Genomic DNA, 23,136 nt, shown 5'->3' with positions numbered 1-23,136 from the left:
AAGCGGGCTTGGATTCGGGATGAGAAGATGTGTCGGACATGGTTTCAGTAAGCCGGCAAAGGTTAATACTTGCGTTAAAACGGCACAACCTTGACGACTGCGGCCCGGCTTGACCAACGAGTTGGCCTGCACGCCTTGCGGATGCTCCCGCCCGCCCCCATCCGTCCCGCCATGCCCGTGACATTCCAAGCCGAAACCCTGCTCCTCGAAGGCGACGACGCCATCGCTTTCGCCCAAGCCCAGTTCAGCGGCAACGCCGCCGGACTCGCCGTCGGATGCTGGCAGTTCAGCGCCTGGCTGGATGCCCAGGGCCGCGTGCGCGCGCTGTTCCATCTGGCGCGCGTGAGCGAGAAGAGCCTGCTGCTCGTTCTGCGCGGCGGACGCGCCGAACCGTTCGCCGATGCGCTGCGGCGATTCGTGTTTCGTTCCAAGGTGAAGTTGCAGGCGCTGCCGGTGCGCGCACTCGGTACGAGCGCGGCGATGGAGTCGCACACGGTCGAACAGCGCGACGATGCCGTCGTACTCGGCTGCGGCATGCACAGCATCACGATCGGTGCGCAGCAGGACGATGCATGGCGCGCCGAACAGATTCATCTCGGCTGGCCGTGGCTGCCCGATGCGGCACTCGATGCACTGCTGCCGCCCGCGTTGTCGCTGGAACGATTGCAGGCCGTCGCCTTCGACAAAGGCTGCTATCCGGGCCAGGAAATCGCTGCGCGCCTGCATTTTCGCGGTGGCCACAAGCGGCATATGCATTGCGTCGTATTGTCGCAAGCGCTGCCGCCGGGCACGGTGCTGCGCGACGAACAGAGCGATGTCGCGCAGTTGCTCGATGTCATTGCGACGGACAACGCAAACGTGGCGCTCGCCGTCATCAGCGATGCGCTCGCCGAACAAGGAAAATCTCACGCGCTGAGATGGAACGAAGACATCATCGACATCGAATTGCGCGAACGCTGGCCCGCATGATGCGAACAGGTTCGCTGATGTATCAGCGATGTTCTTGCGATTGTGAGTACAACGTGAACCCGTCGAGTCCGGCACTTGCCATGAACAAAACCTGCCACTAGGCTCCGCCGGTCACATTCGACGGACATCCCTTTGACGGATGTCCCATACGCGACGAACCGGAGGGGTCCGGATCGCGGCGCGACCCGGCCGATAAGGCCGGAGGAACAACCGCCAAACGGCGGCACAAGTTGCAGGCCACCGGATATCGAAAGAGTCCGCGAGCGCCAAGGCAGCAGTAGCGAGCGGCATCGGATTCAGCCGCTCACCGCCACATTCCGTGGCAAACCGCAGCGGCCACAAGTTTCGGCCGGCGCGTGTTCAATCCAGATGGAACGGCCTGCCCGCCCGTCCATCGCAACGGCGTTCCTGTCCAGCAGCACCGGATCGGCGCGTACAGCACGTTGGAGGCAGAATGAAACTTTCCATGCTGTTGTGGCTTGCGTCCGTGCTGCCCCAACCCCTCGCCGACCAGACCTGCCTGGCGACGACGGTGTATCTCGAAGCCCGCAGCGAGTCGACCATCGGCCAGTTCGCCGTGGCCGAAGTAGCGCTCCGCCGCCGCGACCGCGGCACCTGGGGCAAGAACGTGTGCGAAGTGGTCAATGCGCCACGGCAGTTCGCCACCACCACCACGGCCAGCACCTTCGAAGTGACCGATCTCAATGCCTGGGGCAAGGCGTGGAAGATCGCCGGCGATTCCATCGTCAATTGGAATCTGCCGATGGGCGAGCGGATGGTCTACGTTCCGCACGCCGACCATTTCGCCACCACCGCGGTGGCACCGGCATGGAGCACCAGCCGGGTGGTACGCAAGATCGGCGACCACGCGTTCTACGCCGTCAACTGAACATAAAACCAGAGCAATAAAAAAAGGCCCTCGAATTCGAGGGCCTTTTTCGTTTGGACGTCCAGACGTCTATACGTCAGCGGCGGTACACGCGGTTGTTGCGGATTTCCACGTAGTCGCCCTGGCGGATCTGCGGGTCGTCGGCCTGGGTCACCGTGGCGTAGCGGCCATCGTCGAGGCGGATCGAGACCTGGAAGGCCTGATCCGGACTGCCGTTGCGCTTGCCCACTTCGTTGCCCACGGCGCCGCCGGCCACCGCGCCGACCACAGTCGCGGCGGTGCGGCCATTGCCCTTGCCCACGGTGTTGCCGAGCAGGCCACCGGCAACCGCGCCGATGACCATGCCCAGCGGCGAGGCCTGCTTGTCCACGTTCACCACGCGCACGTCCTGGACCGTGCCGCACTGGTCGCAACGGCTGGAGCGGTAGCCCCCGTCGTTGTAGCCGCCGCCGTTGCCGCCGTAATAGCCGCCGGAACGCGGCGGCGGCGTGGCGCAGGCCGCCAGCAGGGCGAAGCAACCGGCAAGAGCCGCCGTGGCGAGGCGTTTGCTGAGCGTAGTGTTCATGGCGAGGTTCTCCTCAAGAAAGCAAGATCAATGAGCGGCGTCAGAGACGGCGACCACACCTTCCTGCACCTGCACGCGGTCGCCCGGGTCGTGGTCCATGCGGATCGTGCGGGTCACGCCGTTGTACTCGTAGGCCACGTCGTAGCCGATGATCTTGTCGCCGCCCTTGCCCGCCACCGTGCTGCAGCGGCGCTGCGTGCTGGAGACGGTGTTGTTCTCCTGGCGGTTCTTCTGGATCTCGTGACCGGCATAGCCGCCGCCGATCGCGCCGGCCACCGTCGCCAGCGTGCGGCCCTTGCCGCCGCCGACCTGGTTGCCGAGCAGGCCGCCGGCCACGGCGCCGATGGCGGTGCCGGCGATCTGGTGCTGATCCTTGACCGGCGCGCGCTGGGTGACCACTTCATCGTGGCAGACCTGCTGCGGCGCGCTGGCCTGGTCGCGCACCGGCGTGACGCTGACCACACGGGCGTACTTGGGACCCGCGGCCGCCGACTGCGACGCCGCCGTGCCACCCACGCCGCCATCGGCGTTCGCGTCGCGGTTACAGGCCGTGAGGCCCACCGCGAGCACGGCACCGAGCCCCAGATTAAGCGCGGAAATGACGAACCTGCTCATAATGCTCTCCTGGATGGATCACTGGCGCACCCCGCGCCATTCAAGGCGATCCGTAGTGAAATCATTGAACCCTCGGTCAACTGAATGTTGGCTAGACCGAGCCGCCCTATCCTAGCCCTGTTGGCCATCCATTCCTGTGATCGATCTAACCGATAGCCACGCGCACCTGGACGACGGCAGTTTCGACCCGGATCGCGCCGAGGTGATGCAGCGCGCCGCCGAGGCCGGCGTACGCCGCGTCGTGGTGCCCGCCATCCATCGCGATTCCTGGGCCGGCATCGAGCGGCTGTGCCGCGACTACCCGCAGGCCCTGCCCGCCTACGGGCTGCATCCGATCTATCTGGAACAGCACCGGCCCGAACATGTCGCCGAGCTGACGCGCTGGCTGAAGGATCACCCCGCCGTCGCCGTCGGCGAGATCGGCCTGGACTTTTTTCTGGAAGAACTCGACCACGAACGGCAGCGCAGCTACTTCGAACAGCAGCTGCATGTGGCGCGCGAATTCGACCTGCCGGTGATCGTGCATGCCCGCCGCGCAATGGACGAAGTCACCGCCACGCTGCGCCGTATCGGCGGCCTGCGCGGCGTGGTGCACAGCTTTGCCGGCAGCGAGCAGCAAGCCGAACAGCTGTGGCGGCTGGGCTTCTGCCTGGGCATCGGCGGGCCGGTGACCTACGAACGCGCGCAGCGCCTGCGCCGCATCGTCGCCGGCATGCCGCTCGACTACCTGCTGCTGGAAACCGACGCGCCCGACCAGCCCGGCGCCGGCCACCGCGGGCAGCGCAACGAGCCCGCGCATCTGATCGAAGTGCTGCGCGTGGTCGCGCAATTGCGCGGCGACAGCGCGGAAAACATCGCGGCCGCCACCAGCGCCAACGCCGCGAAACTGTTCGGCTGCCGCTGAGTCCACTTGCGGGCAGGCGCGGGCCGCTGCTAGCCTAATAGTTCATTGAAGTAATATTTCCTGGTGAAATGTTCGGACTACTGGACCGCATCGACCGCATGAACGCCGGCATCCACCATGCCAGCGAGAGCGTGCCCGGCCTGCCCGTGCACGAGGCCGTGCTGCTGCGCATGCTGCTGATGACCGGCAATGCGGTGGTCGAGGAAATCGAGCGCATCCTCAAGCCGCACGGCCTGAGCGACAGCGATTTCCGCACGCTGATGATGGTCTACACCGCACCGGGCGGCAGCACGTCGCCCAGCGAGCTGTGCGGCTTCGCGCAGCAGAGCCCGACCAATATGACGCGTATCACCAACGTGCTGGTGAAGCAGGGTTTCGTCACGCGCGCTTCCAGCGACGAAGATCGCCGCCGCGTCGAACTGAGCATCACGCCGGAAGGCCGGCGCTTCGTGCGCAAGCTGCTGCCCACGCTTTTCCCGCGCATTCACGGCGCATTCGCCAGCCTCAGCGCCACCGAGCAGAAGACCCTCGAACAGCTTCTCCGCAAGGTGGCCGTCAATATCGATCAACTCATCGGATCGGATTCCCATCCATGATCGCCATTCCTCCCAAGCGCCCGCTCTTCCGCCCGCGCACCGCCCTGGTCGCCGCCATCGTGGTCGCCCTCGCCGGCTGCGCGATTCCTTCCAAGGTGCAGCACCCCGCGCTGCGCGACGAAGTGCCGCTGGCCGGCCTCGAAGCGCCCGCCCGCGCCGGCTGGCCGGAAACCGACTGGTGGCGGCAATACCAGGACCCGCAGCTGGACGACCTGATCGAGCGCGCCATGCGCGGCTCGCCTGACCTGGCCCAGGCGCAGTCTCGCCTGGAGTCGGCGCAGCAGTCGATCCGCATCGCCGCCGCGCAGGCCGGGCTCAGCATCAACGGCAGCGCGCAGGTCACGCGCCAGCGCATGAGCGAGAACGGGCTGATCCCGTCCAAGTTCCTCGGCTTCACCTGGTACAACCAGGGCGACCTGGGCGTGCAGGCGCAGTACGACTTCGACTGGTGGGGCAAGCGGCGCGCGCAGATCGATTCCGCCGTCGACCAGGCCCGCGCCGCCGAAGCGCAGCGCAGCGCCGCGGCGCTTTCGATCCAGAACGCGGTGGCCGACACCTACTTCGGCTGGCTCGCCGATGAAGCGCGCATCGATGTCGCGCGCAAGCAGGTCGACACGCAGAACCAGTACGTGCGCGTCGAAGATCTTCGCGTGCGCCAGGGCGTGGACCTGCCCGACGATGCGCAGAAAGCGCGCATCCAGCAGGCCTCCGCGCGCGAGCTGCTGGTGGCGCTGGAAAGCTCGGCGAAGATCCGCCAGACCGCGCTGGCCAGCCTGCTCGGCGTGGCTCCCGCGGAGCTGCCGGCGCTGACGCCGCACGCCTTGCCGGCGATCGATGGCGGCCTGCCCGCCAACGTCGGCGTGGACCTGATCGCGCGCCGCCCCGACATCGCCGCCAGCCGCTGGCAGGTCGAGGCCGCGCTGAAGCAGACCGACGCGGCGCGCGCCGAGTTCTTCCCCGACATCAGCCTGTCGGCGATGGCGGGACTCTCGAGCATCGACCTCGACAAGATGTTCAACACCTCCAGCCGCGTGTTCTCGCTGACGCCCGCGCTGCACCTGCCGATCTTCAACAGCGGCCTGCTGCAGGCGAATTTCCGCGCCAGCAAGGCCCAGCTCGATGCCGCGGTGGCGCAATACAACAGCACCGTGCTGTCGGCCGCGCGCGATGTCTCGCTGCAGAGCCTGACCGCCCAGCAGCTGGTCGCGCGGCGCAAGGAACAGGCGGCGCAGATCGCCGCCAACGAAACCCTGCTGGCCAGCGCACAGGCGCGTGCACGCCAGGGCGTGCGCGACGTGCGCGAATCGCTGGGCGCACAGGGCCAGCTGCTGCAGACGCGCGACGACGCGCTGAGCCTGCAGGCGCAGGCGCTGTCCACCGACCTGTCGCTGATCAAGGCGCTGGGCGGCGGCTACCGCGTCGCCGCCGAGCCCGCCTCCTCTTCTTCCACTTCATCATCCCCATCGACCGCTATCGCCGGAGACGCCGATCATGAGCGCCACTGATTCCGCCGCCACGCAGAAAGACGCCAACGACAGCGGGCTGGCCGCGAAGGACCCGCCGAAGCGGCGCCGCGCACTGCTGATCGTGCTGCTGGTGTTCGTGGTGCTGGGGCTGGGCTGGTTCCTGCTGTGGCTGCTCGTGCTGTCCAAGCGCGAGACCACCGACAACGCCTACGTGGGCGGCAACCAGGTGGCGATCTCCGCCCAGGTGCCCGGCACCGTGGTGGCGATCCTCGCCGACGACACCCAGCGCGTCGACGCCGGCCAGGTGCTGGTACGCCTGGACAGCACCGACGCCGACGTGCGCCTGCGCCAGGCCAGCAGCGCGCTGGCCCAGGCGGTGCGCCAGGTCCGCCAGCAGACCGATTCGGCCACCAGCGCCGACGCCGCCGTGGCCGCGCGCCGGGTGGACCTGAAGAAGGCCCAGGCCGACCTGCAGCGCCATCTGCCGCTGCTGGCCGAGCACGCCGAAGCGCCCGAAGTGGTGCAGCACCTGCGCGACGGCGTGGAGCAGGCGCAGACCGCGCTCGACGCCGCCGTGGCCCAGGCCAGCGCGTCGCACGCGGCCATCGAAGGCACCGAGATCGCGCAGAACCCGGCGGTCGAACAGGCGCGCGCCAACTTCCGCGCCGCCTGGGTGGCTTCGCAGCGCAATGCGATCTTCGCGCCGGTGTCCGGCTACGTCGCCCAGCGCAGCGTGCAGGTCGGCAACAGCGTGCAGCCGGGCCAGCAGCTGATGACCGTGGTGCCGCTGCACGACTTGTGGATCGACGCCAACTTCAAGGAAAGCCAGCTGCGCCACATCCATATCGGCCAGAACGCGCACTTCTCCGCCGACGTCTACGGCGGCAGCGTGGAATTCCACGGCAAGGTGGTGGGCCTGGGCGCGGGCACCGGCAGCGTGTTCTCGCTGCTGCCGGCGCAGAACGCCACCGGCAACTGGATCAAGGTGGTGCAGCGCGTGCCGGTGCGCATCGCCATCGACAACCAGGACCTGGACAAGCATCCGCTGCGCATCGGCCTGTCCACCGAAGTGACGGTGGACATCACCGACGACCGCGGCCCCGTGCTGGCGGCCTCGCCGGTGCAGACGCCGACCGCGGAAACCAAGGTCTACGACCAGATGGCCACCCAGGCCGATGCGGAAGCCGAGAAGATCATCAACGCCAACCTCAGCCGCGGCGCCGGCCGCTGAGTTCTGAGAGCCTGTTTATGGTCTTCCCATGGCCCGCGTTGCCCTTGAATGGCCGTCAGGTGGTAGCGCGTGGCGCAGCACCTGGCTGGCTGCCAGGTCAAGCCGCGCGCTGCCGCATGGCGGCCATTCGAGGGCAACCCGGAGGGCCGGCTCTGTTTGCGCGCATGGCCGCGTCATCACTCAGTCGTGTACGGACGTACACTCCTTCGTTCTTCCTTGCCCTGCGCGCAAACAGAGCCGGCGCGGGCCATGGGAAGACCATAAACAGGCTCTAACCCATGGCCGCCACGCCTGACGAAGCCGCACCTCTGAAACCCCTGCAGGGCGGCGCGCTCGTCCTGCTGACCATCGCCGTCGCGTTCAGCACCTTCATGGAGGTGCTGGACATGACCATCGTCAACGTCGCGGTGCCGCATATCGCCGGCAGCCTGGGCGTGAGCTCCAGCGAAGGCACCTGGACGATCAGCTCCTACGCGCTGGCCAGCGCGATCATGCAGCCGCTCACCGGCTGGCTGGCGCGGCGCTTCGGCGAAGTGAAGACCTTTATCGCCTCGGTCGGCCTGTTCGTGGTGTTCTCGATGCTGTGCGGCCTGGCCACCAGCATGCCGATGCTGGTGATCGCGCGCCTGCTGCAGGGCGCCGGTTCCGGCCCGATGGTGGCGCTGTCGCTGACCCTGCTGCTGTCGAGCTACCCGAAGGCCAAGCAAGGCATCGCACTGGCGATGTGGGCGATGACCGTGGTGGTGGCGCCGATCTTCGGTCCCATCCTCGGCGGCTGGCTGACCGACAATTTCTCCTGGCCGTGGATCTTCTACATCAATGTGCCGGTGGGCGCGCTGGCGGCGGTGATCACCTGGGCCCTGCTGCACAAGCGCGAGACCAAGACCTTCAAGACCCCGATCGACCTGGTCGGCCTGCTGCTGCTGCTGGTCGGCGTGGGCTGCCTGCAGTTCATGCTGGACAACGGCAACGACAACGACTGGTTCTCCTCCACCCTGATCACCGTGCTGGGCATCACCGCCCTGGTGTGCATCGTGGTCCTGATCGTGTGGGAGATGCACGCCAAGCATCCGGTGGTGGACCTGTCGCTGTTCAAGCGGCGCAACTTCACCGTGGGCGTGGTCGCGCTGTCGCTGGGCATGATGGCGTTCTTCGGCATCAACGTGGTGTTCCCGCTGTGGCTGCAGACCACGCTGGGCTACACGGCGACGTGGGCGGGCCTGGCCACCGCGCCGGTGGGCATCCTGGCGTTCCTGATGTCGCCGGTGATCGGCGCCAACATCAACCGCATGGATTTGCGGATGGTGGTGACGGCGGCGTTCCTGATCTTCGCCGGCACCTCGTGGTGGTTTTCCACCTTCGACAGCTCGGCCTCGTTCGCCACTCTGGTGCTGCCGCGCTTCGTGATGGGCGCGGGCATCGCCTGCTTCTTTATTCCCTTGAACCAGATCTATCTGGCCGGCCTGCCCGGCGACCAGATCGCCAGCGCCTCGGGCCTGGCCAATTTCTGCCGCACCATGGGTTCGAGCGTGTCGACCGCGGTGACGGTGACGATCTGGCAGCACCGCGGCGAGTTCCACCACGCCATCCTCACCGAGAGCGTGTCGCCGGCCCATCCGGCCGCTACGCACTATCTGCAGGGACTGGCCCAGGGCGGTCTCTCCGGCGCGCGCGGGCTGGGCGTGGTCGACCAGGTGCTGACGCGCGAGGCGCTGACCCTGGCGGTGAACGACGTGTTCTGGTTGTGCGCGGTGCTGTTCGTGGCGCTGATCCCGATGATCTGGTTCGCCCGGCCGCCGTTCGGCAGCGCGGGCGGTGCGGCAGGCCACTAGCAGACCATTGATTGAGCACTAGCAGACCACTGCTGGAGCAAGATCGATCCAAATTTGCTGCACCGGAAAAGTGCAGCAAAACCGTGCCGGGCGCGACTGGTGCGGCGCAATACGTTCTGGTAGTTTCCGCCGCATGGCACAAACGATCCGCATCATCAAGAAGTATCCGAACCGTCGCTTGTACGACACGGAGATCTCCAGCTACATCACGCTGGAAGAGGTCCGTCAGCTCGTCCTCGATGGCGAAACCTTCGAAGTCCGCGACGCCAAATCCGGCGAGGACCTGACCCGCTCCGTGCTGCTGCAGATCATTTCCGAGCACGAGGAAAAGGGCCAGCCGATGCTCTCGCCGCAGCTGCTGAGCCAGATCATCCGGTTCTACGGCGATTCGCTGCAGGGCTTCATGGGGCCTTATCTGGAGCGCAGCCTGCAGGTGTTTCTCGACCAGCAGCAGCAGTTCCGCAACCAGCTGAACAACCTGCTGGGCCAGACGCCCTGGTCGATGCTCAACGACCTCACCCAGCGCAACATGGACGCGTGGAAGTCCATGCAGAGCGGCCTGCTCGACGCCGCCAGCCAGGCGTCCAACCCGGCCGCCAATCCGGCCAAGCCCGGCAGCAGCAAGAAGTAAGTCCCGCCCCTCTCCCGCGCCGGCGCCCCGCTGGCGCCGGCGCTTCTCATTGCAACAGCCGCTGCGGCACAGCACGTGCTGCCGTGCGGCATGATCGAGTGAGCGCCACATGACTCGTATCGCCATCGTTACAGGCGGCATCGGCGGCCTGGGCACCGAAATCTGCCGCCAGCTGGCCCTGGCCGGCCGCCTGGTGATCGCCGCCGACCTGCCCACCCGCGCCGAACGCGTGGAAGCCTTCCAGGCCGAACTGGCCGAGCTCGACGGCGCCATCCGCTTCGAGCCGGTGGACGTCAGCGACTTCGCCAGCTGCAACGAGCTGATCCAGCGCGTCGAAGCCGCCCACGGCAGCGTGGACGTGCTGGTCAACGCCGCCGGCATCACCCGCGACACCACGCTGCGCAAGATGGATCCGCAGCAATGGCACGAGCTGATGCGGGTGAACCTCGACGGCGTCTTCAACATGTGCCGCAACGTAGTCGAAGGCATGAGCGCGCGCGGCTTCGGCCGCATCGTCAACCTCAGTTCCGTCAACGGCCAGACCGGCCAGTTCGGCCAGACCAACTACGCCGCGGCCAAGGCCGGCGTGCATGGCTTCGGCATGGCGCTGGCGCGCGAGACGGCGCGCAAGGGCGTCACCGTCAATACGGTGTCGCCGGGTTATTGCGATACGCCGCTGGTGGCCAAGGTGCCGGCCGAGATCCGCGCGCAGATCGTCGAGGACATCCCGGTGGGCCGGCTCGGCTCGCCCGGCGACATCGCCCGCGCGGTGTGCTTCCTCGCCGCGGACGACGCCGGCTACATCACCGGCGCCAACCTGCCGGTCAACGGCGGCTACTTCATGAGCTTCTGAAGCTGGCCGCTTTGAAGCCGGCCCTTCTGAAGCCGGCAGCCGCCTGCCCCTGATAAAGTCCCGCGATCCGACCGACGGAACAGCCCATGGCGTCGACGCAGCAGCCTTCCATCACTCTTATCGGCGGCGGCCTGGTGGGCGCCCTGCTCGCCCAGCAGCTGGCCCGCCGCGGCTTTCCGGTCGACGTCTACGAAAAACGCCCCGATCCGCGCCGCGCCGGTTTCGTCGGCGGCCGCTCGATCAACCTGGCCCTGGCCGAACGCGGCCTGCAGGCGCTGCGCACCGCGGGCCTGGCCGACGACGTGCTGGCACGCGCCGTGATGATGCGCGGCCGCATGGTGCACACCCGCGACGGCCGCTCCGGCCTGCAGCGCTACGGCGTGGACGACAGCGAGGTGATCTGGTCGGTCTCGCGCGGCGCGCTGAACATGCTGCTGCTGGATGCGGCCGAAGCCGCCGGCGTGCGCTTCCATTTCGGGCAGTCGCTGGTGGCGGCGGATTTCGATGCGCGGCGCGTGCGCGTGGCCGACGAACAAGGCAACGAGCGCAGCATCGACGCCGGCGTGCTGATCGGCGCCGACGGCGCCGGCTCCGCGCTGCGCGCCGCGATGCATGCCTACAGCCCGCTGGGCGAGCGCGTCGAACCGCTGGGCCATGCCTACAAGGAACTGGAGATTCCGCCCGCCGGCCAGCTGCCGGCCAGCCTGCTCGGCGACAGCGGCGGCCACGACCAGTTCGCGCTGGAACCGCATGCGCTGCATATCTGGCCGCGCGGCGGCTATATGTGCATCGCCCTGCCCAATACCGAAGGCAGCTTCACCGTCACCTTGTTTCTGCCGGCGCAGGGCGCGCATCCGAGCTTCGCCACGGTGGCGGATGCCGGCGCCGCGGCAGCGTTCTTCCGCGACGACTTCCCCGACCTGCTGCCCTTGATCCCCGACTTCGCCGAGGACTACGGCAGCCACCCGGTCGGCACGCTGTCCACGCTGTACCTGGACCGCTGGCATATCGACGGCCGCGCCCTGCTGATCGGCGACGCCGCGCACGCCATCGTGCCGTTCCACGGCCAGGGCATGAACTGCGGCTTCGAAGACACCGTGACGCTCGCCGCCCTGCTGGCCGAAGCGCCGCACGACGTGGCTGGCGCCTTCGCGCAATTCCAGCGCGTGCGCCAGCCCAATGCCAACGCGATCGCCGCGATGGCGCTGGAGAACTACATCGAGATGCGCGACTCGGTGGCCGACCCGCATTACTTGGCCAAGCGCGAGCTCGGCGTGCTGCTGGCCGAACGCGCGCCGCAGCATTTCATGGCGCGCTACCGCATGGTCACCTTCACCCACCTGCCGTACGCCTACGCCTACGACCGCGGCCGCGCGCAGGACCAGTTGCTGCAGCAATTGCTGCGCGGTTCCAGCGACCCGCGCAGCGTCGACCTCGACGCCGCCGTCACCGCCCTGCAAGCCACCCTGCCGCCCCTGCCCAGCCTGCGGCATGGATGAGCGGCTGCTCGCCGCCTACCTCGCCACCGATTACCGGGTGCGGCTCGCGCGCGGCGGCTGGACCTCGATCCGGGTCGGCGCGCCGCTGCCGGCGGCGCTGGCCACGCTGACGGGGGAGCGGCCGTGGGGGTTTCTCACGGCGTGGAATCCCGCCTCGTCGCCGCTGCCCCGCCAGCAGAACCGCCAGGCGCAGCACGAGCTGCTTGCCGCGTTGCGCGAACTGCCCGGCATGGTGGAAATCCAGGCCGGCGTCGGCATCGAAGCGGGCTGGCGCGAAGCCAGCCTGTTCGTCATCGGCCCCGGCGTCGCGGCGCTGGACACGCTGGCCCGGCGCTTCGGCCAGCACGCCTACGTGCACGCCCCGGATGCACGCGCTCCAGCGCTGTTGCGCCGCATGGACAACCTTATCGACGTTTTTGGACAATCACCCGGATGACCGCCCCGCCCGCCCGGCCCGCGCTCCTGGAAGCGAGGGCGCTCGCCTTCTATCGCCAGGACGAACCCGTGTTCGGCCCGCTGGACTTCAGCGTCGGCGCCGGCGAGATCGCCTTGGTCGAAGGCGACAACGGCAGCGGCAAGACCACCTTGCTGCGCATCCTGGCCGGCCTGCTGCACGTGGACGAAGGCCAGCTGCTGTGGCGCGGCGAAGCCTGGCAGGGCGACGCGCACCTGGGCGACATCCTGTTCCTCGGCCACCACCTGGGCCTGAAGGGCGACCTCAGCCCGCGCGAGAACCTGGCCGTGGCCGCCGGCCTGTACGGCCGCCGCGACGGGCTGGCTCCCGCCGACGCGCTGCGCCAGATCGGCCTGGCCGGCTACGAGGACGAACCCGTGCGCCGCCTCTCCGCCGGCCAGAAGAAACGCGCCGCGCTGGTGCGCCTGCTGCTGTTGCCGGCCACGCTGTGGCTGCTCGACGAGCCCTACGCCAACCTCGACCGCAGCGGCATCGAGCTGGTCAACGGCCTGCTCGCGCAGCACGCCGCGCGCGGCGGCGCGGCCCTGGTCACCAGCCATGGCGCGGTGAGCTTCCTCGGCGGCGAACCGCGCCGCATCCGGATGCACGCATGAGCCGCCCGCCGCTCGCCGCCGCCTGCTCCGCCGTGCTGCGCCGCGACCTGGTGCTGGCCTGGCGCCGGCGCGGCGACATCGCCATGCCGGTGCTGTACGCGCTGATCGTCGCCACCCTGTTCCCGTTCGCGCTGGGCCCGGAAGAAGCGCTGTTGCAGCGGATCGCCGGCGGCGTGGTGCTGGTCACCGTGCTGCTGGCCATGCTGCTGGCGCTGGATGCGATGTTCCGCGGCGATATCGAAGACGGCTCGCTGGAACAGCTGGTGCTGGCGCCGCAGCCGCTGGCGCTGATGCTGGGCATGAAGATCCTGGCGCACTGGATCACCACCGCCCTGCCGCTGATCGTGATCGCCCCGCTGCTGGCCGGCATGCTGCACCTGCCGGGCGCGGCGATGTCCGTGCTGCTGCTGGCGCTGCTGCTGGCCACGCCGCTGCTCAGCCTGCTCGGCGCCATCCTGGTGGCGCTGACGGCCGGCACACGACGCTCTGGTATGCTCCTGGCGCTGATGCTGCTGCCGCTTTGCGTGCCGGTGGTCATCTTCGCCGCCGGCGCGGTTTCCGCGGCTCAACAGGGGTTGCCCTGGCTCGCTCCCGTCGCCTGGCTGGGCGCCGCGCTGGCCATGGCCCTGGTGCTCGCGCCGCTGGCCTGCGCCGCCGCCCTACGTATCGCCCTGGATGCCTGACACATGGCCAACTGGATTCCGCTGTGGCTGCACAAGCTCGGCTCGCCGCCGATCTTCTACCGCTTCGCCGGCACCCTGCGGCCGTGGGCGCTCGCGCTGGCGCTGCTGCTGGGCATAGCCGCGCTGTACGGCGGCCTGGTGCTGGCGCCGGCCGATTACCAGCAGGGCGACGCCTACCGCATCATCTTCATCCACGTGCCCAGTGCCTGGATGAGCCTCTTCATCTACGGCGTGATGGCGCTGGCCTCGTTCATCGCCCTGGTGTGGCGGATCAAGCTGGCCGAAGTGGTGGCGATGGAATCGGCGCCGATCGGCGCGGCCTTCACTTTCGTCACCCTGGTCACCGGCTCGCTGTGGGGCAAGCCGATGTGGGGCACCTGGTGGACCTGGGACGCGCGCCTGACTTCCGAGCTGGTGCTGCTGTTCCTGTACCTGGGCGTGATCGGCCTGTACCACGCCTTCGAGGATCGCCGGCAGGGCGCGCGCGCCGCGGCCTTCCTGGCCCTGATCGGCATCGTCAACGTGCCGATCGTGCATTTCTCGGTGAACTGGTGGAACACGCTGCACCAGGGTTCCACCGTGCGCATCCTCGGTCCGTCGAAGATGAGCGGCGACATGCTGTGGCCGCTGCTCACCATGATGGCCGCCACCAAGTTCTATTACATCGCCAGCCTGTTCGGCCGCGTGCGCGCCGACCTGCTGGCGCTGGAAAGCGGCAAGGACTGGGTCAAGCAGATCGCCGAAGCGGAGGCGGGCCCATGAGCCAGTTCTTCGCCATGGGCGGCTATGCCGCCTACGTGTGGCCGGCGTATGCGGTGTTCTTCATCGTCTTGATCGCCGATTTCCTGGCGCCGGGCATCCGCCGGCGCCGCCAGCTGCGCGAACTGCGCGCCCGCCTGGCGCGCCAGGGCGCGCGCCAGCAACGCAACCCCACGCCGTCGTCCTGACACTTACGCTGATTGGGCGACGCAGAGCTATTCCATGAACCCCACCCGCAAACGCCGACTCACCATCGTGCTCCTGGTTCTCGCCGCCGCCGTCGTGGCCATCGGCCTCACGGTGTTCGCCCTGCAGCAGAACATGAACTACCTGTTCACCCCCAGCCAGGTGCAGTCCGGCGAGGCCGGCCAGTACAAGAACTTCCGCCTGGGCGGCATGGTGAAGGCCGGCTCGATCCAGCGCGCCAACGATTCGCTCAAGGTCACCTTCACGGTGATCGACGCCACCGGCGCGATGCCGGTGGAATACAACGGCATCCTTCCGGATCTGTTCCGCGACAATCAGTCGGTGATCGCCACCGGCCATATGGACAACGCGCGCTTCATCGCCACCGAAGTGCTGGCCAAGCACGACGAGACCTATATGCCGAAGGAACTGAAGGACGCCATGGCCAAGGCGCACCAGGGCAAACCCATCAACGAAGCCGCCGCGCAGGACAAGCCGCGATGACGCCGGAACTGGGGCAACTGGCGCTGATTCTCGCTTTGCTGCTGGCGCTGGCGCAGGGCGTGCTGCCGCTGCTCGGCGCCTGGCGCGGCAACGGCGCGCTGATGGCGGTGGCGCGTCCCGCCGCGGCCGGCCAGGCGGTGTTCGTGGCGATGGCCTTCGGCGTGCTGAGCTGGGCCTTCCTGCATTTCGATTTCTCGGTGCGCTACGTCGCCGACAACTCCAACCTCGCCCTGCCCTGGTATTACCGGCTGGCCGCGGTGTGGGGCGCGCACGAAGGTTCGCTGCTGCTGTGGATCTTCATCCTCAACCTGTGGACGGTGGCGCTGGCCGCGTTCAGCCGCAAGCTGCCGGACGTCTTCGTGGCGCGCGTGCTCGGCGTGCTCGGCCTGGTCGCGGTGGGCTTCCTCGCCTTCATCGTCTTCACCTCCAACCCGTTCGAGCGCCTGCTGCCGATGCCGCCGGATGGCGGCGACCTGAATCCGGTGCTGCAGGATCCGGGCATGACCTTCCATCCACCCGTGCTGTACATGGGCTACGTGGGCTTCTCGGTGGCGTTCGCGTTCTCCATCGCCGCCCTGCTCGGCGGCGAACTGGAACAGGCCTGGGTGCGCTGGGCGCGGCCGTGGACGAACGTGGCCTGGGGCTTTCTTTCCGCGGGCATCGTGGCGGGCAGCTGGTGGGCCTATGCGGAACTGGGCTGGGGCGGCTGGTGGTTCTGGGATCCGGTGGAGAACGCCAGCTTCATGCCGTGGCTGGTCGGCGCGGCGCTGATCCATGCGCAGGCGGTGACCGAGAAGCGCGGCGCACTGCGCGCGTGGACCATCCTGCTGTCGATCTTCGCCTTCTCGCTGTCGCTGCTGGGCACCTTCCTGGTGCGCTCCGGCGTGCTTACGTCGGTGCATGCGTTTGCGTCCGACCCGAAGCGCGGCCTGTTCATCCTGTGCTTCCTCGCCGTGGTCGTCGGCGGCTCGCTGCTGCTGTACGCGCTGCGTGCGCCGAAGGTGGCCGGCGGAAAACCTTTTGGCGTGGTGTCGCGCGAAACCGCCATCCTGATCGGCAACCTGATGCTGACCGTGGCCGCGGCGATGGTGCTGCTGGGCACGCTGTTCCCGCTGCTGGGCGATGCGCTGAACCTGGGCAAGATTTCGGTGGGCCCGCCCTACTTCGGTTTCCTGTTCACCCTGCTGATGATCCCGATCGTGCTGCTGCTGCCGTTCGGCCCGTATCTGCGCTGGGGTGACAAGGGCGGCCTGCCGCCGCTGAAGAACGTGGCCGTGCGCGCAGGTCTCGCTGCCGTGGCCTGCGCCATCGCCGCGGCCTTCGCCACCGGCTGGGAACTCAAGGCCATCGCCGGCACCGCCGCTGCCGTGTGGTGCTGCGTCGGCACCCTGCTGTACGTGATCAAGCGCTGGCGCGAGATGCCGGCGGGCCGCCGCTATCCGGCGGAGATGGCCGGCATGCTGCTGGCGCATTTCGGCGTGGGCGTGTTCCTCGCCGGCGTGCTGCTGACCGAAGCGTTGAGCGTGGAGCGCGACGTGCGCATGGCGCCGGGCCAGATGCAGACCATCGGCGGCTACGACTTCCGCTTCGACGGCGTGCACGTCGCCGACGGCCCGAACTGGCAGGGCGATCAGGGCACGGTCACCGTCATGCGCAACGGCCGCGAGATCGCGGTGATGCATCCGCAGAAGCGCACCTATACGCGCGGCCAGGTGCAGACCGAATCGGCGATCGATGCGGGCGTCACGCGCGACCTGTACGTGGCGCTGGGCGAGCCGATGGACCGCAACGACCCCGAAGGCGCCTGGGCGCTGCGCCTGTATCACAAGCCGTTCGTGCGCTGGATCTGGGCCGGCGGCCTGCTGATGATGCTGGGCGGTTTCTTCAGCGCGGCGGACAAGCGCTTCCGCCTGCGCCGCGAGGCTGAGGCGAAGCTCGCCGCGCCGGTGCAGGAGTCGCACGCATGAGCCGGCTGGTTCCGTTCTTCGGTTTCCTGCTGCTGGTGGCGCTGTTCGGTTTCGGCATCTGGTGGAACACGCGCCACGACCAGCGCGAAGTGCCCTCGCCGCTGATCAACAAGCCCGCGCCGGCGTATGCGCTGCCGAAGCTGGACGACCCCGCGCAGACGGTGACGCGCGAGGCCATGCTCGGCAAGCCTTACCTCATCAACGTGTTCGCCAGCTGGTGCGTCGCCTGCGGCGAGGAGCACCCGGTGCTGATGAGCGAAGGCCAGCGCATCGGCGTGCCGCTGGTGGGCTACAACTACAAGGACGAGCCGGACGAGGCCAAGGCCTGGCTGGCGCGCCACGGCAATCCCTACGGGCTGGTCATCGCCGACCGCGAAGGCCGCACCGCCATCGACTTCGGCGTGTACGGCGCACCGGAAACCTTCCTGGTCGATGCCAAGGGCGTGATCCGCTACAAGCGCATCGGGCCGCTGACGCCCGAGGTAATCGAGCGCGAACTGAAGCCCGCGATCGCCGCGCTGCGCAAGGAAGCGCCATGAGCGCCGCGCTCCGCCGTGTGGTCTTCGCACTGGCCTTCGCGCTTTGCTGCGGCGTGCTGAGCGCGCAGGCGATCGACCCGCTGCCGTTCAAGGACCACGCCGAGGAAACCCGCTTCCAGCACCTCACGCGCGAACTGCGCTGCCTGGTCTGCCAGAACGAAAACCTCGCCGACTCCAACGCCGACCTGGCGCGCGACCTGCGCCACCAGGTGTTCGACCTGATGCGCCAGGGCAAGAGCGACTCCGAGATCAAGCAGTACCTGGTCGACCGCTATTCCGACTTCGTGCTGTACGACCCGCCGGTGCAGGGCAGCACGCTGCTGCTGTGGTTCGGCCCCCTGGCCATCCTGCTGGCCGGCGCTGCGGTGGTGGTGGTGACCATCCGCCGGCGCAGCCGCGCGCAGGCGCCCGCCACCGCCAGCACCGGCGCGAACGACCGCAGCCCGACCGACGAAGGGGACGATTGGTGAAGCCCGTTTTCTACCTGGCCGCCGCGGCAATGATCGCCGTGGCGCTCGCCCTGCTGCTGGTGCCGCTGATCCGCCAGGGCCGCCGCCAGGGCCGCCCGCGCGGCGTCTTCGTGCTGTCCCTGCTGGTGGCCTTCGCGCTGCCGCTGGGCGCCGTGGGCCTGTATCTGCTGATCGGTACGCCGCTGGCGCTGAACGGTGTGCAGAAACAGCCCGAGGCGATGTCGATCGAGCAGGCCGTGGCCGAACTGCAGACGCATCTGCAAGCCGAGCCGAAAGATGCCCAGGGCTGGCTGCTGCTGGCGCAGACCTACGCGACCATGCGCAAATCCGCCGAAGCGCGCGATGCCTACGACCACGTGCTGAACCTGCAGGCGGACAACACCGCCGCGATGGTGGGCTGGGCCGAGTCGGATTCGATCGCGCGCGAAGACCACCGCATCGAAGGCCGTTCACTCGAACTGCTCGAACGCGCCGTGCAGCTGGAACCGGACAACCAGCGCGGCCTGTGGCTGCTCGGCATCAGCCAGTTCCAGCACGACCGCTATGCGGAAGCCGCAACCACGTGGCGCAAGCTGCAGCCGATGCTGGAACCCGGCTCCACCGTGGCGAAGGCCGTGGCCGAACAGATCGCCGTGGCCGATACGCGCGCGGGCAACCCGCCGGCGCCGCAGGGAATGCCGGTGGCGGCGGATGGCCCCGCGCTGCAAGTGCAGGTCACGCTGGCGCCCGCGCTGAAGGATCAGGTGAAAGTGGGCGAGACGCTGTTCGTCTACGCCCGCGCCGAACAAGGCCCGCCGATGCCGCTGGCCGTGGCCCGGCTGGACGCCGCCGCCCTGCCCGCCACGGTGACGCTCACCGATGCGATGGGCATGACGCCGCAGCTGAAGCTGTCCTCCGCCGCGCGCGTGTTCGTGGGCGCGCGCATCAGCCGCAGCGGCCAGGCCATCGCGCAGACCGGCGACCTGGAAGGCGACGCCGGCGTGGTCGAGGTGGCCAGCAAGGCGCCGATCAAGATCGAAATCGACAAGGTTCACTGATGAGCCAGGACGCGCGGCAGTATTTCAGTCTTCCCTCCCCCTTCCGCATGAAGCGCGGCGGCGAGCTGCATGGCGCGCGCGTGGCCTTCGAGACCTGGGGCACGCTGAGCGCGGCGCGCGACAATGCCCTGCTGATCCTCACCGGCCTGTCGCCTAGCGCGCATGCGGCGGCGAACGAGACCGATCCTTCGCCGGGCTGGTGGGAGGCGATGATCGGGCCGGGCAAGGCGATCGACACGGATCGCTGGTTCGTGATCTGCGTGAATTCGCTGGGCAGCGACAAGGGCTCGACCTGCCCGGCGTCGATCGATCCGGCCACGGGCGAACCGTATCGCCTGAGTTTCCCCGAGCTGGCGCTGGAAGACGTGGCGAACGCCGCGCACGGCGCGGTGACGTCGCTGGGCATCGAGCAGCTCGCCTGCCTGGTCGGCTGCTCGATGGGCGGCATGAGCGCGCTGGCCTACATGCTGCTGCACCCCGGCAGCGTGCGCACGCATATCAGCGTGGACACCGCGCCGCAGGCGCAGCCGTTCGCCATCGCCATCCGCTCGCTGCAGCGCGAGGCGATCCGGCTCGATCCGCAGTGGAACAACGGCCATTACGACGACGCGCATTTCCCGGAAACGGGCATGAGCATCGCGCGCAAGCTGGGCGTGATCACCTACCGCTCGGCGATGGAATGGAACGGCCGCTTCGCGCGCATCCGCCTGGACGCGGAGCAGCGCGACGACGACCCCTTCGGCTTCGAATTCCAGGTGGAGTCGTACCTGGAAGGCCATGCACAGCGCTTCGTGCGCACCTTCGACCCCAACAGCTACCTGTACCTGTCGCGCGCCAGCGACTGGTTCGATATCTCCGAATACGGCGAAGGCAGCATCCAGGCCGGCCTCAAGCACATCCGCGTGAAGCAGGCCCTGGTGATCGGCGTCAGCACCGACATCCTGTTCCCGCTGGAGCAGCAGGAGCAGATCGCCGAAGGGCTCGAGGCGGCCGGCGCCGAGGTGGAATTCGTGGCGCTGGACTCGCCCCAGGGCCACGACGCCTTCCTGGTCGATATCGAGAACTACAGCCGGGCCATCGGGGGCTTCCTGGGCCGTCTCTGAACGCCCCGGACGCCGCCCCGCCCCGGGGCTGGTAAGATCGGCCCTGTCGCAACGCCTTTCCCGAGAATCACATGCTTACCGTGGAATTCCCCGGCTGTCGCAAGCTCATCGACGCCATCGACACTGCCGTCAGCAAGCCCAGCACGCACGAGATCACCGACAGCCTGCGCAACAGCCTGTGCCAGCTGATCCGCGGCCAGGAAGTGAAGCTGCCCGACTGCGTCTTCGAAACCATCGAAGGCCGCTACGCCCGCCGTGAGCTCTACCGCAGCGAAGACCACGACTACTGCGTGGTCGCCATGACCTGGGGCCCCGGCCAGGGCACCCCCATCCACGACCATTGCGGCATGTGGTGCGTGGAAGGCGTCTGGAGCGGCGCCCTGGAAGTGGTGCAATACGAGCGCCTGGCCGGCGAGAACGACCAGTGGCGCTTCCAGCCCGTCGGCTCGATCCAGGCCGGCCCCGGCTCCGCCGGCAGCCTGATCCCGCCGCACGAGTACCACACCATCCGCAACCCCAGCGACGACGCCGTCGCCGTGAGCCTGCACATCTACTCCGGCCCCATGACCCACTGCGCCATCTTCAAGCCCGTGGTCGGCGCCACCCAGTGCTACGAGCGCACCGACCGCCAGCTGGGTCTCGACCCGGTCCACTGAAGCCGGCATAATTACCCGCTTGCAATGCCGGTGTGGCGGAATGGTAGACGCGGCGGACTCAAAATCCGCTTCTGGCGACAGAGTGGAGGTTCGAGTCCTCTCACCGGTACCAAGAGGATGTCCAAGGGACGTCCGACAGAGTCCAGGAAACTCAAGAAAAGCCCGCAAATATGCGGGTTTTTTTATGCCTGTTGTCCAGCCGTGTCCAAGGGCGTCTCCCGGAATCTCGCCACCTTTGGGGATATCCAGGCTGCTCAGCCCTAGGCGCTGGAATGGGATATGCCAATGATGAGATAGCCGGCCACGGCTTCCGCAGCATGGCGGCCACCAGGTTCAATGAGATGGGCTGGAATGCCGACGCCATCGAGCGCCAGCTAGCTCACGCGAAGTCCAACAACGTCCGCGGGGCTTACACTCACGCGGCCCAGTATCTCGATAAGCGCAAGCGGATGATGCAGGCTTGGACTGACTACCTGGCTGGCTTAAGAGCCGGCAGCAAGGTAGTGGCAGTTAAGCGGGAGAACCGCTAATAGTTATTCACCCGTCCAGCATAGAGAGAACTATGAAGTTCAGAGCAATCGCTGCTGCGGCTATCTTGCTCTTGGCCGCCACTCCCTCGATGTCCGCGGGGTATCGAACCATTCCTGTCCGCGGCGTTGGAGAGGAGGACTGCGGCGTATGGGTGGGACATCGGAAGATCCCGAATGATCCCAATGCCCTGGAAATGGAGGCATGGGTCAACGGCTTCATGACGGCAGCCGACCTCTATAGCAACGACGGAGATACGAAAGTGTCCCGGGAAGGCATGCTCGTCTGGATGGACCGGTATTGCCAGCGCAGGCCCCTGGATCAGGTATACCGTGCTACCCGCAACTTGATCTATGAGCTGAAACATCCGGAGGATGCGACCTCAACCCAGCAATCGGATTGAGCTGCTACGGGCTGCACACCACTCGCCTGCTAGAACGCCAGACTCCTCCTATGGTGACCCTGCCAAGAGATCTACCGCCTGCCATGGCAGACCTATAGCAGACATCTAAGGATCATCACTACCGCGGACACATCTGCGCATAAGATCTAGCCAAGCGATCGATCGGCCGAACATGCATCAGCCTCGGGCGCGGAGCCGGTGCCTATGAGGTCGCATCTCCACGAAGAGTCCGATCATAGAGGTGCCTGAAGTAGTCGAAGATATCCATGCCTCCGTAGTGGCAGGTCGCCACAATCGCCGCGGTGGGGCTACCGTATTTGCTCACAAGGTCTTGAAAGGCCTTTTCCGCATTCGCTTTCGCAGGAGCAAAGGTGTCTTCGTACTTCTTGCGAGCGATGCCGTCAGCGCCCGAGGACGTAGCGCCTCTCGATTGCAGCGTCCGATAGAGAATATCCGCTTGCATTCTGGCCGCTGACGAGAAACCCGCAGATCTTTCCAGGGAGATTTCTTCATCGATAGTCATAAATTTTGACCATCGATGCTTTCCAATAGCCACATCGCCACAACTTGTGGCGTTCGCCATGGGCACGACTAATAGTAGTGCTATTAAGGCCGAAACCCTGACAACCCAATTCATACGTTCCCGCTCAGTCCCTTTGCAGGGGGAAATCCTATAGCCAGCTTCGGCTAATTGGCACTACCCCGTCCAACCATTTCAGGCATAGGATCAGAGCTGTCTGGCTGCAATGGCCCGGCCATCACAGGGAAACAACTCATGCGCAAACTCAGCATCTTGCTGGCGGGCTGCTTGTTGACTCTTTCCTTTGCTGCCAATGCCAGGGGTGGTAGCCATAGCAGCGGATCGTCGGTGCACTACTCCGGCTCCCATCACACCACCAGCCATGGCGGTCACTACTCCGGCGGCTCCGGTTCATCCCATCGCGGCGGCAGTTACCGCAATACCCGCACGAGCAATCGCTACGGCAAGCACGGGCACTGATTAACAAGCGCACATCGCCGGAGAATGACATGGCGCATCACAACTTCTGAGATGTCCACGGCAGGCGCTGCCGCCGGGGCCTATGAATCTCTCGAAACCCGCTTAATAGCGGTTTTTTTTGCTTATCGTGTGCCATCCGCTACCCAGGGAAGCCGCACACTCTGACGGTACTCACAAGCAGTA

General features: G+C 67.2%; 28 protein-coding genes and 1 tRNA gene. 26 read left to right on the top strand and 3 right to left on the bottom strand.

Translation table 11 applies throughout. The annotated features are described in order from the left end of the window. Positions 1-90 precede the first annotated feature (90 nt). Together KK141_RS06030 and KK141_RS06025 are read left to right on the top strand one after the other, a co-directional pair. Positions 91-969 (top strand): folate-binding protein, encoded by an 879-nt coding sequence (locus tag KK141_RS06030; RefSeq protein WP_250901575.1) that lies wholly within the window; start codon positions 91-93, stop codon positions 967-969. 466 nt (positions 970-1,435) lie between these two features. After that, positions 1,436-1,858 carry a cell wall hydrolase gene (locus KK141_RS06025; RefSeq protein WP_167257626.1) on the top strand — a complete coding sequence of 141 codons (423 nt, stop codon included), beginning with the start codon at positions 1,436-1,438 and terminating at the stop codon, positions 1,856-1,858. A 76-nt stretch (positions 1,859-1,934) separates the two neighbouring features. Here the strand turns inward: KK141_RS06025 and KK141_RS06020 are convergent, their stop codons facing one another. After that, a complete protein-coding gene (locus KK141_RS06020) occupies positions 1,935-2,423 on the bottom strand; it encodes a glycine zipper 2TM domain-containing protein (RefSeq protein ID WP_214570231.1) in 489 nt (162 codons plus the stop codon). Positions 2,424-2,450: 27 nt separating this feature from the next. After that, positions 2,451-3,038, bottom strand: a complete 588-nt coding sequence (locus KK141_RS06015; RefSeq protein ID WP_214570232.1) for a glycine zipper 2TM domain-containing protein — start codon at positions 3,036-3,038, stop codon at positions 2,451-2,453. Between the two features lie 139 nt (positions 3,039-3,177). Between KK141_RS06015 and KK141_RS06010 the strand changes: the two genes are divergently transcribed. The 23 genes from KK141_RS06010 (at position 3,178) to KK141_RS05900 (ending at position 21,953) form a co-directional block, all read left to right on the top strand. After that, entirely contained in the window at positions 3,178-3,942 is a 765-nt protein-coding gene (locus tag KK141_RS06010) for a TatD family hydrolase (RefSeq protein WP_214570442.1), read from the top strand. 68 nt (positions 3,943-4,010) lie between these two features. Beyond that, positions 4,011-4,538 carry a MarR family transcriptional regulator gene (locus KK141_RS06005; RefSeq protein WP_250901574.1) on the top strand — a complete coding sequence of 176 codons (528 nt, stop codon included), beginning with the start codon at positions 4,011-4,013 and terminating at the stop codon, positions 4,536-4,538. Continuing rightward, a complete protein-coding gene (locus KK141_RS06000) occupies positions 4,535-6,043 on the top strand; it encodes an efflux transporter outer membrane subunit (RefSeq protein ID WP_214570233.1) in 1,509 nt (502 codons plus the stop codon). The genes KK141_RS06005 and KK141_RS06000 overlap by 4 nt, the downstream gene beginning before the upstream one ends. Further along, entirely contained in the window at positions 6,030-7,235 is a 1,206-nt protein-coding gene (locus KK141_RS05995; protein WP_214570234.1) for an efflux RND transporter periplasmic adaptor subunit, read from the top strand. Before KK141_RS06000 ends, KK141_RS05995 begins: the two co-directional genes overlap by 14 nt. 278 nt (positions 7,236-7,513) lie before the next feature. Beyond that, a complete protein-coding gene (locus KK141_RS05990; RefSeq protein ID WP_214570235.1) occupies positions 7,514-9,067 on the top strand; it encodes a DHA2 family efflux MFS transporter permease subunit in 1,554 nt (517 codons plus the stop codon). Positions 9,068-9,200: 133 nt separating this feature from the next. Beyond that, on the top strand, positions 9,201-9,698 hold the full coding sequence (gene phaR / locus KK141_RS05985; protein WP_214570236.1) for a polyhydroxyalkanoate synthesis repressor PhaR: 498 nt from the start codon (positions 9,201-9,203) through the stop codon (positions 9,696-9,698). A gap of 109 nt (positions 9,699-9,807) precedes the next feature. Further along, on the top strand, positions 9,808-10,551 hold the full coding sequence (gene phbB, locus KK141_RS05980) for an acetoacetyl-CoA reductase (protein ID WP_214570237.1): 744 nt from the start codon (positions 9,808-9,810) through the stop codon (positions 10,549-10,551). Between the two features lie 86 nt (positions 10,552-10,637). Then, a complete protein-coding gene (locus KK141_RS05975) occupies positions 10,638-12,050 on the top strand; it encodes an NAD(P)/FAD-dependent oxidoreductase (RefSeq protein ID WP_214570238.1) in 1,413 nt (470 codons plus the stop codon). Beyond that, a complete protein-coding gene (locus tag KK141_RS05970; protein ID WP_214570239.1) occupies positions 12,043-12,486 on the top strand; it encodes a DUF3293 domain-containing protein in 444 nt (147 codons plus the stop codon). Before KK141_RS05975 ends, KK141_RS05970 begins: the two co-directional genes overlap by 8 nt. After that, positions 12,483-13,118, top strand: coding sequence for a cytochrome c biogenesis heme-transporting ATPase CcmA (gene ccmA / locus KK141_RS05965; RefSeq protein ID WP_214570240.1), 636 nt, complete (start codon positions 12,483-12,485; stop codon positions 13,116-13,118). The genes KK141_RS05970 and ccmA overlap by 4 nt, the downstream gene beginning before the upstream one ends. Continuing rightward, on the top strand, positions 13,115-13,801 hold the full coding sequence (ccmB, locus tag KK141_RS05960) for a heme exporter protein CcmB (RefSeq protein WP_214570241.1): 687 nt from the start codon (positions 13,115-13,117) through the stop codon (positions 13,799-13,801). The genes ccmA and ccmB overlap by 4 nt, the downstream gene beginning before the upstream one ends. A 3-nt stretch (positions 13,802-13,804) precedes the next feature. Then, on the top strand, positions 13,805-14,563 hold the full coding sequence (locus KK141_RS05955; RefSeq protein ID WP_214570242.1) for a heme ABC transporter permease: 759 nt from the start codon (positions 13,805-13,807) through the stop codon (positions 14,561-14,563). Then, on the top strand, positions 14,560-14,748 hold the full coding sequence (gene ccmD, locus KK141_RS05950; protein WP_167257553.1) for a heme exporter protein CcmD: 189 nt from the start codon (positions 14,560-14,562) through the stop codon (positions 14,746-14,748). The genes KK141_RS05955 and ccmD overlap by 4 nt, the downstream gene beginning before the upstream one ends. Before the next feature lie 34 nt (positions 14,749-14,782). After that, positions 14,783-15,250 carry a cytochrome c maturation protein CcmE gene (gene ccmE / locus KK141_RS05945; protein WP_214570243.1) on the top strand — a complete coding sequence of 156 codons (468 nt, stop codon included), beginning with the start codon at positions 14,783-14,785 and terminating at the stop codon, positions 15,248-15,250. Next, the gene (locus KK141_RS05940) at positions 15,247-17,217 is read left to right on the top strand and encodes a heme lyase CcmF/NrfE family subunit (protein ID WP_214570244.1); all 1,971 of its coding nucleotides are present in this window, start codon (positions 15,247-15,249) and stop codon (positions 17,215-17,217) included. The genes ccmE and KK141_RS05940 overlap by 4 nt, the downstream gene beginning before the upstream one ends. Further along, positions 17,214-17,756 carry a DsbE family thiol:disulfide interchange protein gene (locus KK141_RS05935; protein WP_214570245.1) on the top strand — a complete coding sequence of 181 codons (543 nt, stop codon included), beginning with the start codon at positions 17,214-17,216 and terminating at the stop codon, positions 17,754-17,756. The genes KK141_RS05940 and KK141_RS05935 overlap by 4 nt, the downstream gene beginning before the upstream one ends. Then, positions 17,753-18,226: a cytochrome c-type biogenesis protein gene (locus KK141_RS05930; protein WP_214570246.1), complete on the top strand. Its 474-nt coding sequence runs from the start codon at positions 17,753-17,755 to the stop codon at positions 18,224-18,226. Before KK141_RS05935 ends, KK141_RS05930 begins: the two co-directional genes overlap by 4 nt. Next, positions 18,223-19,263, top strand: coding sequence for a hypothetical protein (locus tag KK141_RS05925; protein ID WP_214570247.1), 1,041 nt, complete (start codon positions 18,223-18,225; stop codon positions 19,261-19,263). The genes KK141_RS05930 and KK141_RS05925 overlap by 4 nt, the downstream gene beginning before the upstream one ends. Then, a complete protein-coding gene (locus tag KK141_RS05920) occupies positions 19,263-20,366 on the top strand; it encodes a homoserine O-acetyltransferase (protein WP_214570248.1) in 1,104 nt (367 codons plus the stop codon). Before KK141_RS05925 ends, KK141_RS05920 begins: the two co-directional genes overlap by 1 nt. Positions 20,367-20,437: 71 nt before the next feature. Further along, positions 20,438-21,022, top strand: a complete 585-nt coding sequence (locus KK141_RS05915; protein WP_167257546.1) for a cysteine dioxygenase family protein — start codon at positions 20,438-20,440, stop codon at positions 21,020-21,022. A gap of 26 nt (positions 21,023-21,048) precedes the next feature. Next, a tRNA-Leu gene (locus KK141_RS05910) sits at positions 21,049-21,134 on the top strand. A 160-nt stretch (positions 21,135-21,294) separates the two neighbouring features. Beyond that, positions 21,295-21,552 carry a tyrosine-type recombinase/integrase gene (locus tag KK141_RS05905; RefSeq protein ID WP_345777560.1) on the top strand — a complete coding sequence of 86 codons (258 nt, stop codon included), beginning with the start codon at positions 21,295-21,297 and terminating at the stop codon, positions 21,550-21,552. Between the two features lie 32 nt (positions 21,553-21,584). Further along, positions 21,585-21,953 carry a hypothetical protein gene (locus tag KK141_RS05900; RefSeq protein WP_214570250.1) on the top strand — a complete coding sequence of 123 codons (369 nt, stop codon included), beginning with the start codon at positions 21,585-21,587 and terminating at the stop codon, positions 21,951-21,953. A gap of 202 nt (positions 21,954-22,155) precedes the next feature. Here the strand turns inward: KK141_RS05900 and KK141_RS05895 are convergent, their stop codons facing one another. Beyond that, a complete protein-coding gene (locus KK141_RS05895; protein WP_214570251.1) occupies positions 22,156-22,476 on the bottom strand; it encodes a hypothetical protein in 321 nt (106 codons plus the stop codon). Between the two features lie 252 nt (positions 22,477-22,728). Here KK141_RS05895 and KK141_RS05890 point away from each other — a divergent pair, with 252 nt between their 5' ends. Beyond that, complete coding sequence (locus tag KK141_RS05890; RefSeq protein WP_214570252.1) at positions 22,729-22,953, top strand: hypothetical protein; 225 nt, start codon at positions 22,729-22,731, stop codon at positions 22,951-22,953. The last annotated feature ends 183 nt before the right edge of the window (positions 22,954-23,136 follow it).

Origin of the sequence: Dyella sp. LX-66 (assembly GCF_018599165.1) — a bacterium.
GTDB lineage: Bacteria > Pseudomonadota > Gammaproteobacteria > Xanthomonadales > Rhodanobacteraceae > Dyella_D > Dyella_D marensis.
Note: the sequence above shows the minus strand (reverse complement) of the source record. Positions and strands in the feature narration are given on the sequence as shown.

Excerpts from the sequence above, each read along its gene's own strand:
- KK141_RS06025 (WP_167257626.1), top strand. The coding sequence starts at position 1,436 with ATGCTGTTGTGGCTTGCGTCCGTGCTGCCCCAACCCCTCGCCGACCAG.
- KK141_RS06020 (WP_214570231.1), bottom strand. The coding sequence starts at position 2,423 with ATGAACACTACGCTCAGCAAACGCCTCGCCACGGCGGCTCTTGCCGGT.
- KK141_RS06015 (WP_214570232.1), bottom strand. The coding sequence starts at position 3,038 with ATGAGCAGGTTCGTCATTTCCGCGCTTAATCTGGGGCTCGGTGCCGTG.
- KK141_RS06005 (WP_250901574.1), top strand. The coding sequence starts at position 4,011 with ATGTTCGGACTACTGGACCGCATCGACCGCATGAACGCCGGCATCCAC.
- KK141_RS06000 (WP_214570233.1), top strand. The coding sequence starts at position 4,535 with ATGATCGCCATTCCTCCCAAGCGCCCGCTCTTCCGCCCGCGCACCGCC.
- KK141_RS05995 (WP_214570234.1), top strand. The coding sequence starts at position 6,030 with ATGAGCGCCACTGATTCCGCCGCCACGCAGAAAGACGCCAACGACAGC.
- KK141_RS05990 (WP_214570235.1), top strand. The coding sequence starts at position 7,514 with ATGGCCGCCACGCCTGACGAAGCCGCACCTCTGAAACCCCTGCAGGGC.
- phaR (WP_214570236.1), top strand. The coding sequence starts at position 9,201 with ATGGCACAAACGATCCGCATCATCAAGAAGTATCCGAACCGTCGCTTG.
- phbB (WP_214570237.1), top strand. The coding sequence starts at position 9,808 with ATGACTCGTATCGCCATCGTTACAGGCGGCATCGGCGGCCTGGGCACC.
- KK141_RS05975 (WP_214570238.1), top strand. The coding sequence starts at position 10,638 with ATGGCGTCGACGCAGCAGCCTTCCATCACTCTTATCGGCGGCGGCCTG.
- KK141_RS05970 (WP_214570239.1), top strand. The coding sequence starts at position 12,043 with ATGGATGAGCGGCTGCTCGCCGCCTACCTCGCCACCGATTACCGGGTG.
- ccmA (WP_214570240.1), top strand. The coding sequence starts at position 12,483 with ATGACCGCCCCGCCCGCCCGGCCCGCGCTCCTGGAAGCGAGGGCGCTC.
- ccmB (WP_214570241.1), top strand. The coding sequence starts at position 13,115 with ATGAGCCGCCCGCCGCTCGCCGCCGCCTGCTCCGCCGTGCTGCGCCGC.
- KK141_RS05955 (WP_214570242.1), top strand. The coding sequence starts at position 13,805 with ATGGCCAACTGGATTCCGCTGTGGCTGCACAAGCTCGGCTCGCCGCCG.
- ccmD (WP_167257553.1), top strand. The coding sequence starts at position 14,560 with ATGAGCCAGTTCTTCGCCATGGGCGGCTATGCCGCCTACGTGTGGCCG.
- ccmE (WP_214570243.1), top strand. The coding sequence starts at position 14,783 with ATGAACCCCACCCGCAAACGCCGACTCACCATCGTGCTCCTGGTTCTC.
- KK141_RS05940 (WP_214570244.1), top strand. The coding sequence starts at position 15,247 with ATGACGCCGGAACTGGGGCAACTGGCGCTGATTCTCGCTTTGCTGCTG.
- KK141_RS05935 (WP_214570245.1), top strand. The coding sequence starts at position 17,214 with ATGAGCCGGCTGGTTCCGTTCTTCGGTTTCCTGCTGCTGGTGGCGCTG.
- KK141_RS05930 (WP_214570246.1), top strand. The coding sequence starts at position 17,753 with ATGAGCGCCGCGCTCCGCCGTGTGGTCTTCGCACTGGCCTTCGCGCTT.
- KK141_RS05920 (WP_214570248.1), top strand. The coding sequence starts at position 19,263 with ATGAGCCAGGACGCGCGGCAGTATTTCAGTCTTCCCTCCCCCTTCCGC.
- KK141_RS05915 (WP_167257546.1), top strand. The coding sequence starts at position 20,438 with ATGCTTACCGTGGAATTCCCCGGCTGTCGCAAGCTCATCGACGCCATC.
- KK141_RS05905 (WP_345777560.1), top strand. The coding sequence starts at position 21,295 with ATGGGATATGCCAATGATGAGATAGCCGGCCACGGCTTCCGCAGCATG.
- KK141_RS05900 (WP_214570250.1), top strand. The coding sequence starts at position 21,585 with ATGAAGTTCAGAGCAATCGCTGCTGCGGCTATCTTGCTCTTGGCCGCC.
- KK141_RS05895 (WP_214570251.1), bottom strand. The coding sequence starts at position 22,476 with ATGACTATCGATGAAGAAATCTCCCTGGAAAGATCTGCGGGTTTCTCG.
- KK141_RS05890 (WP_214570252.1), top strand. The coding sequence starts at position 22,729 with ATGCGCAAACTCAGCATCTTGCTGGCGGGCTGCTTGTTGACTCTTTCC.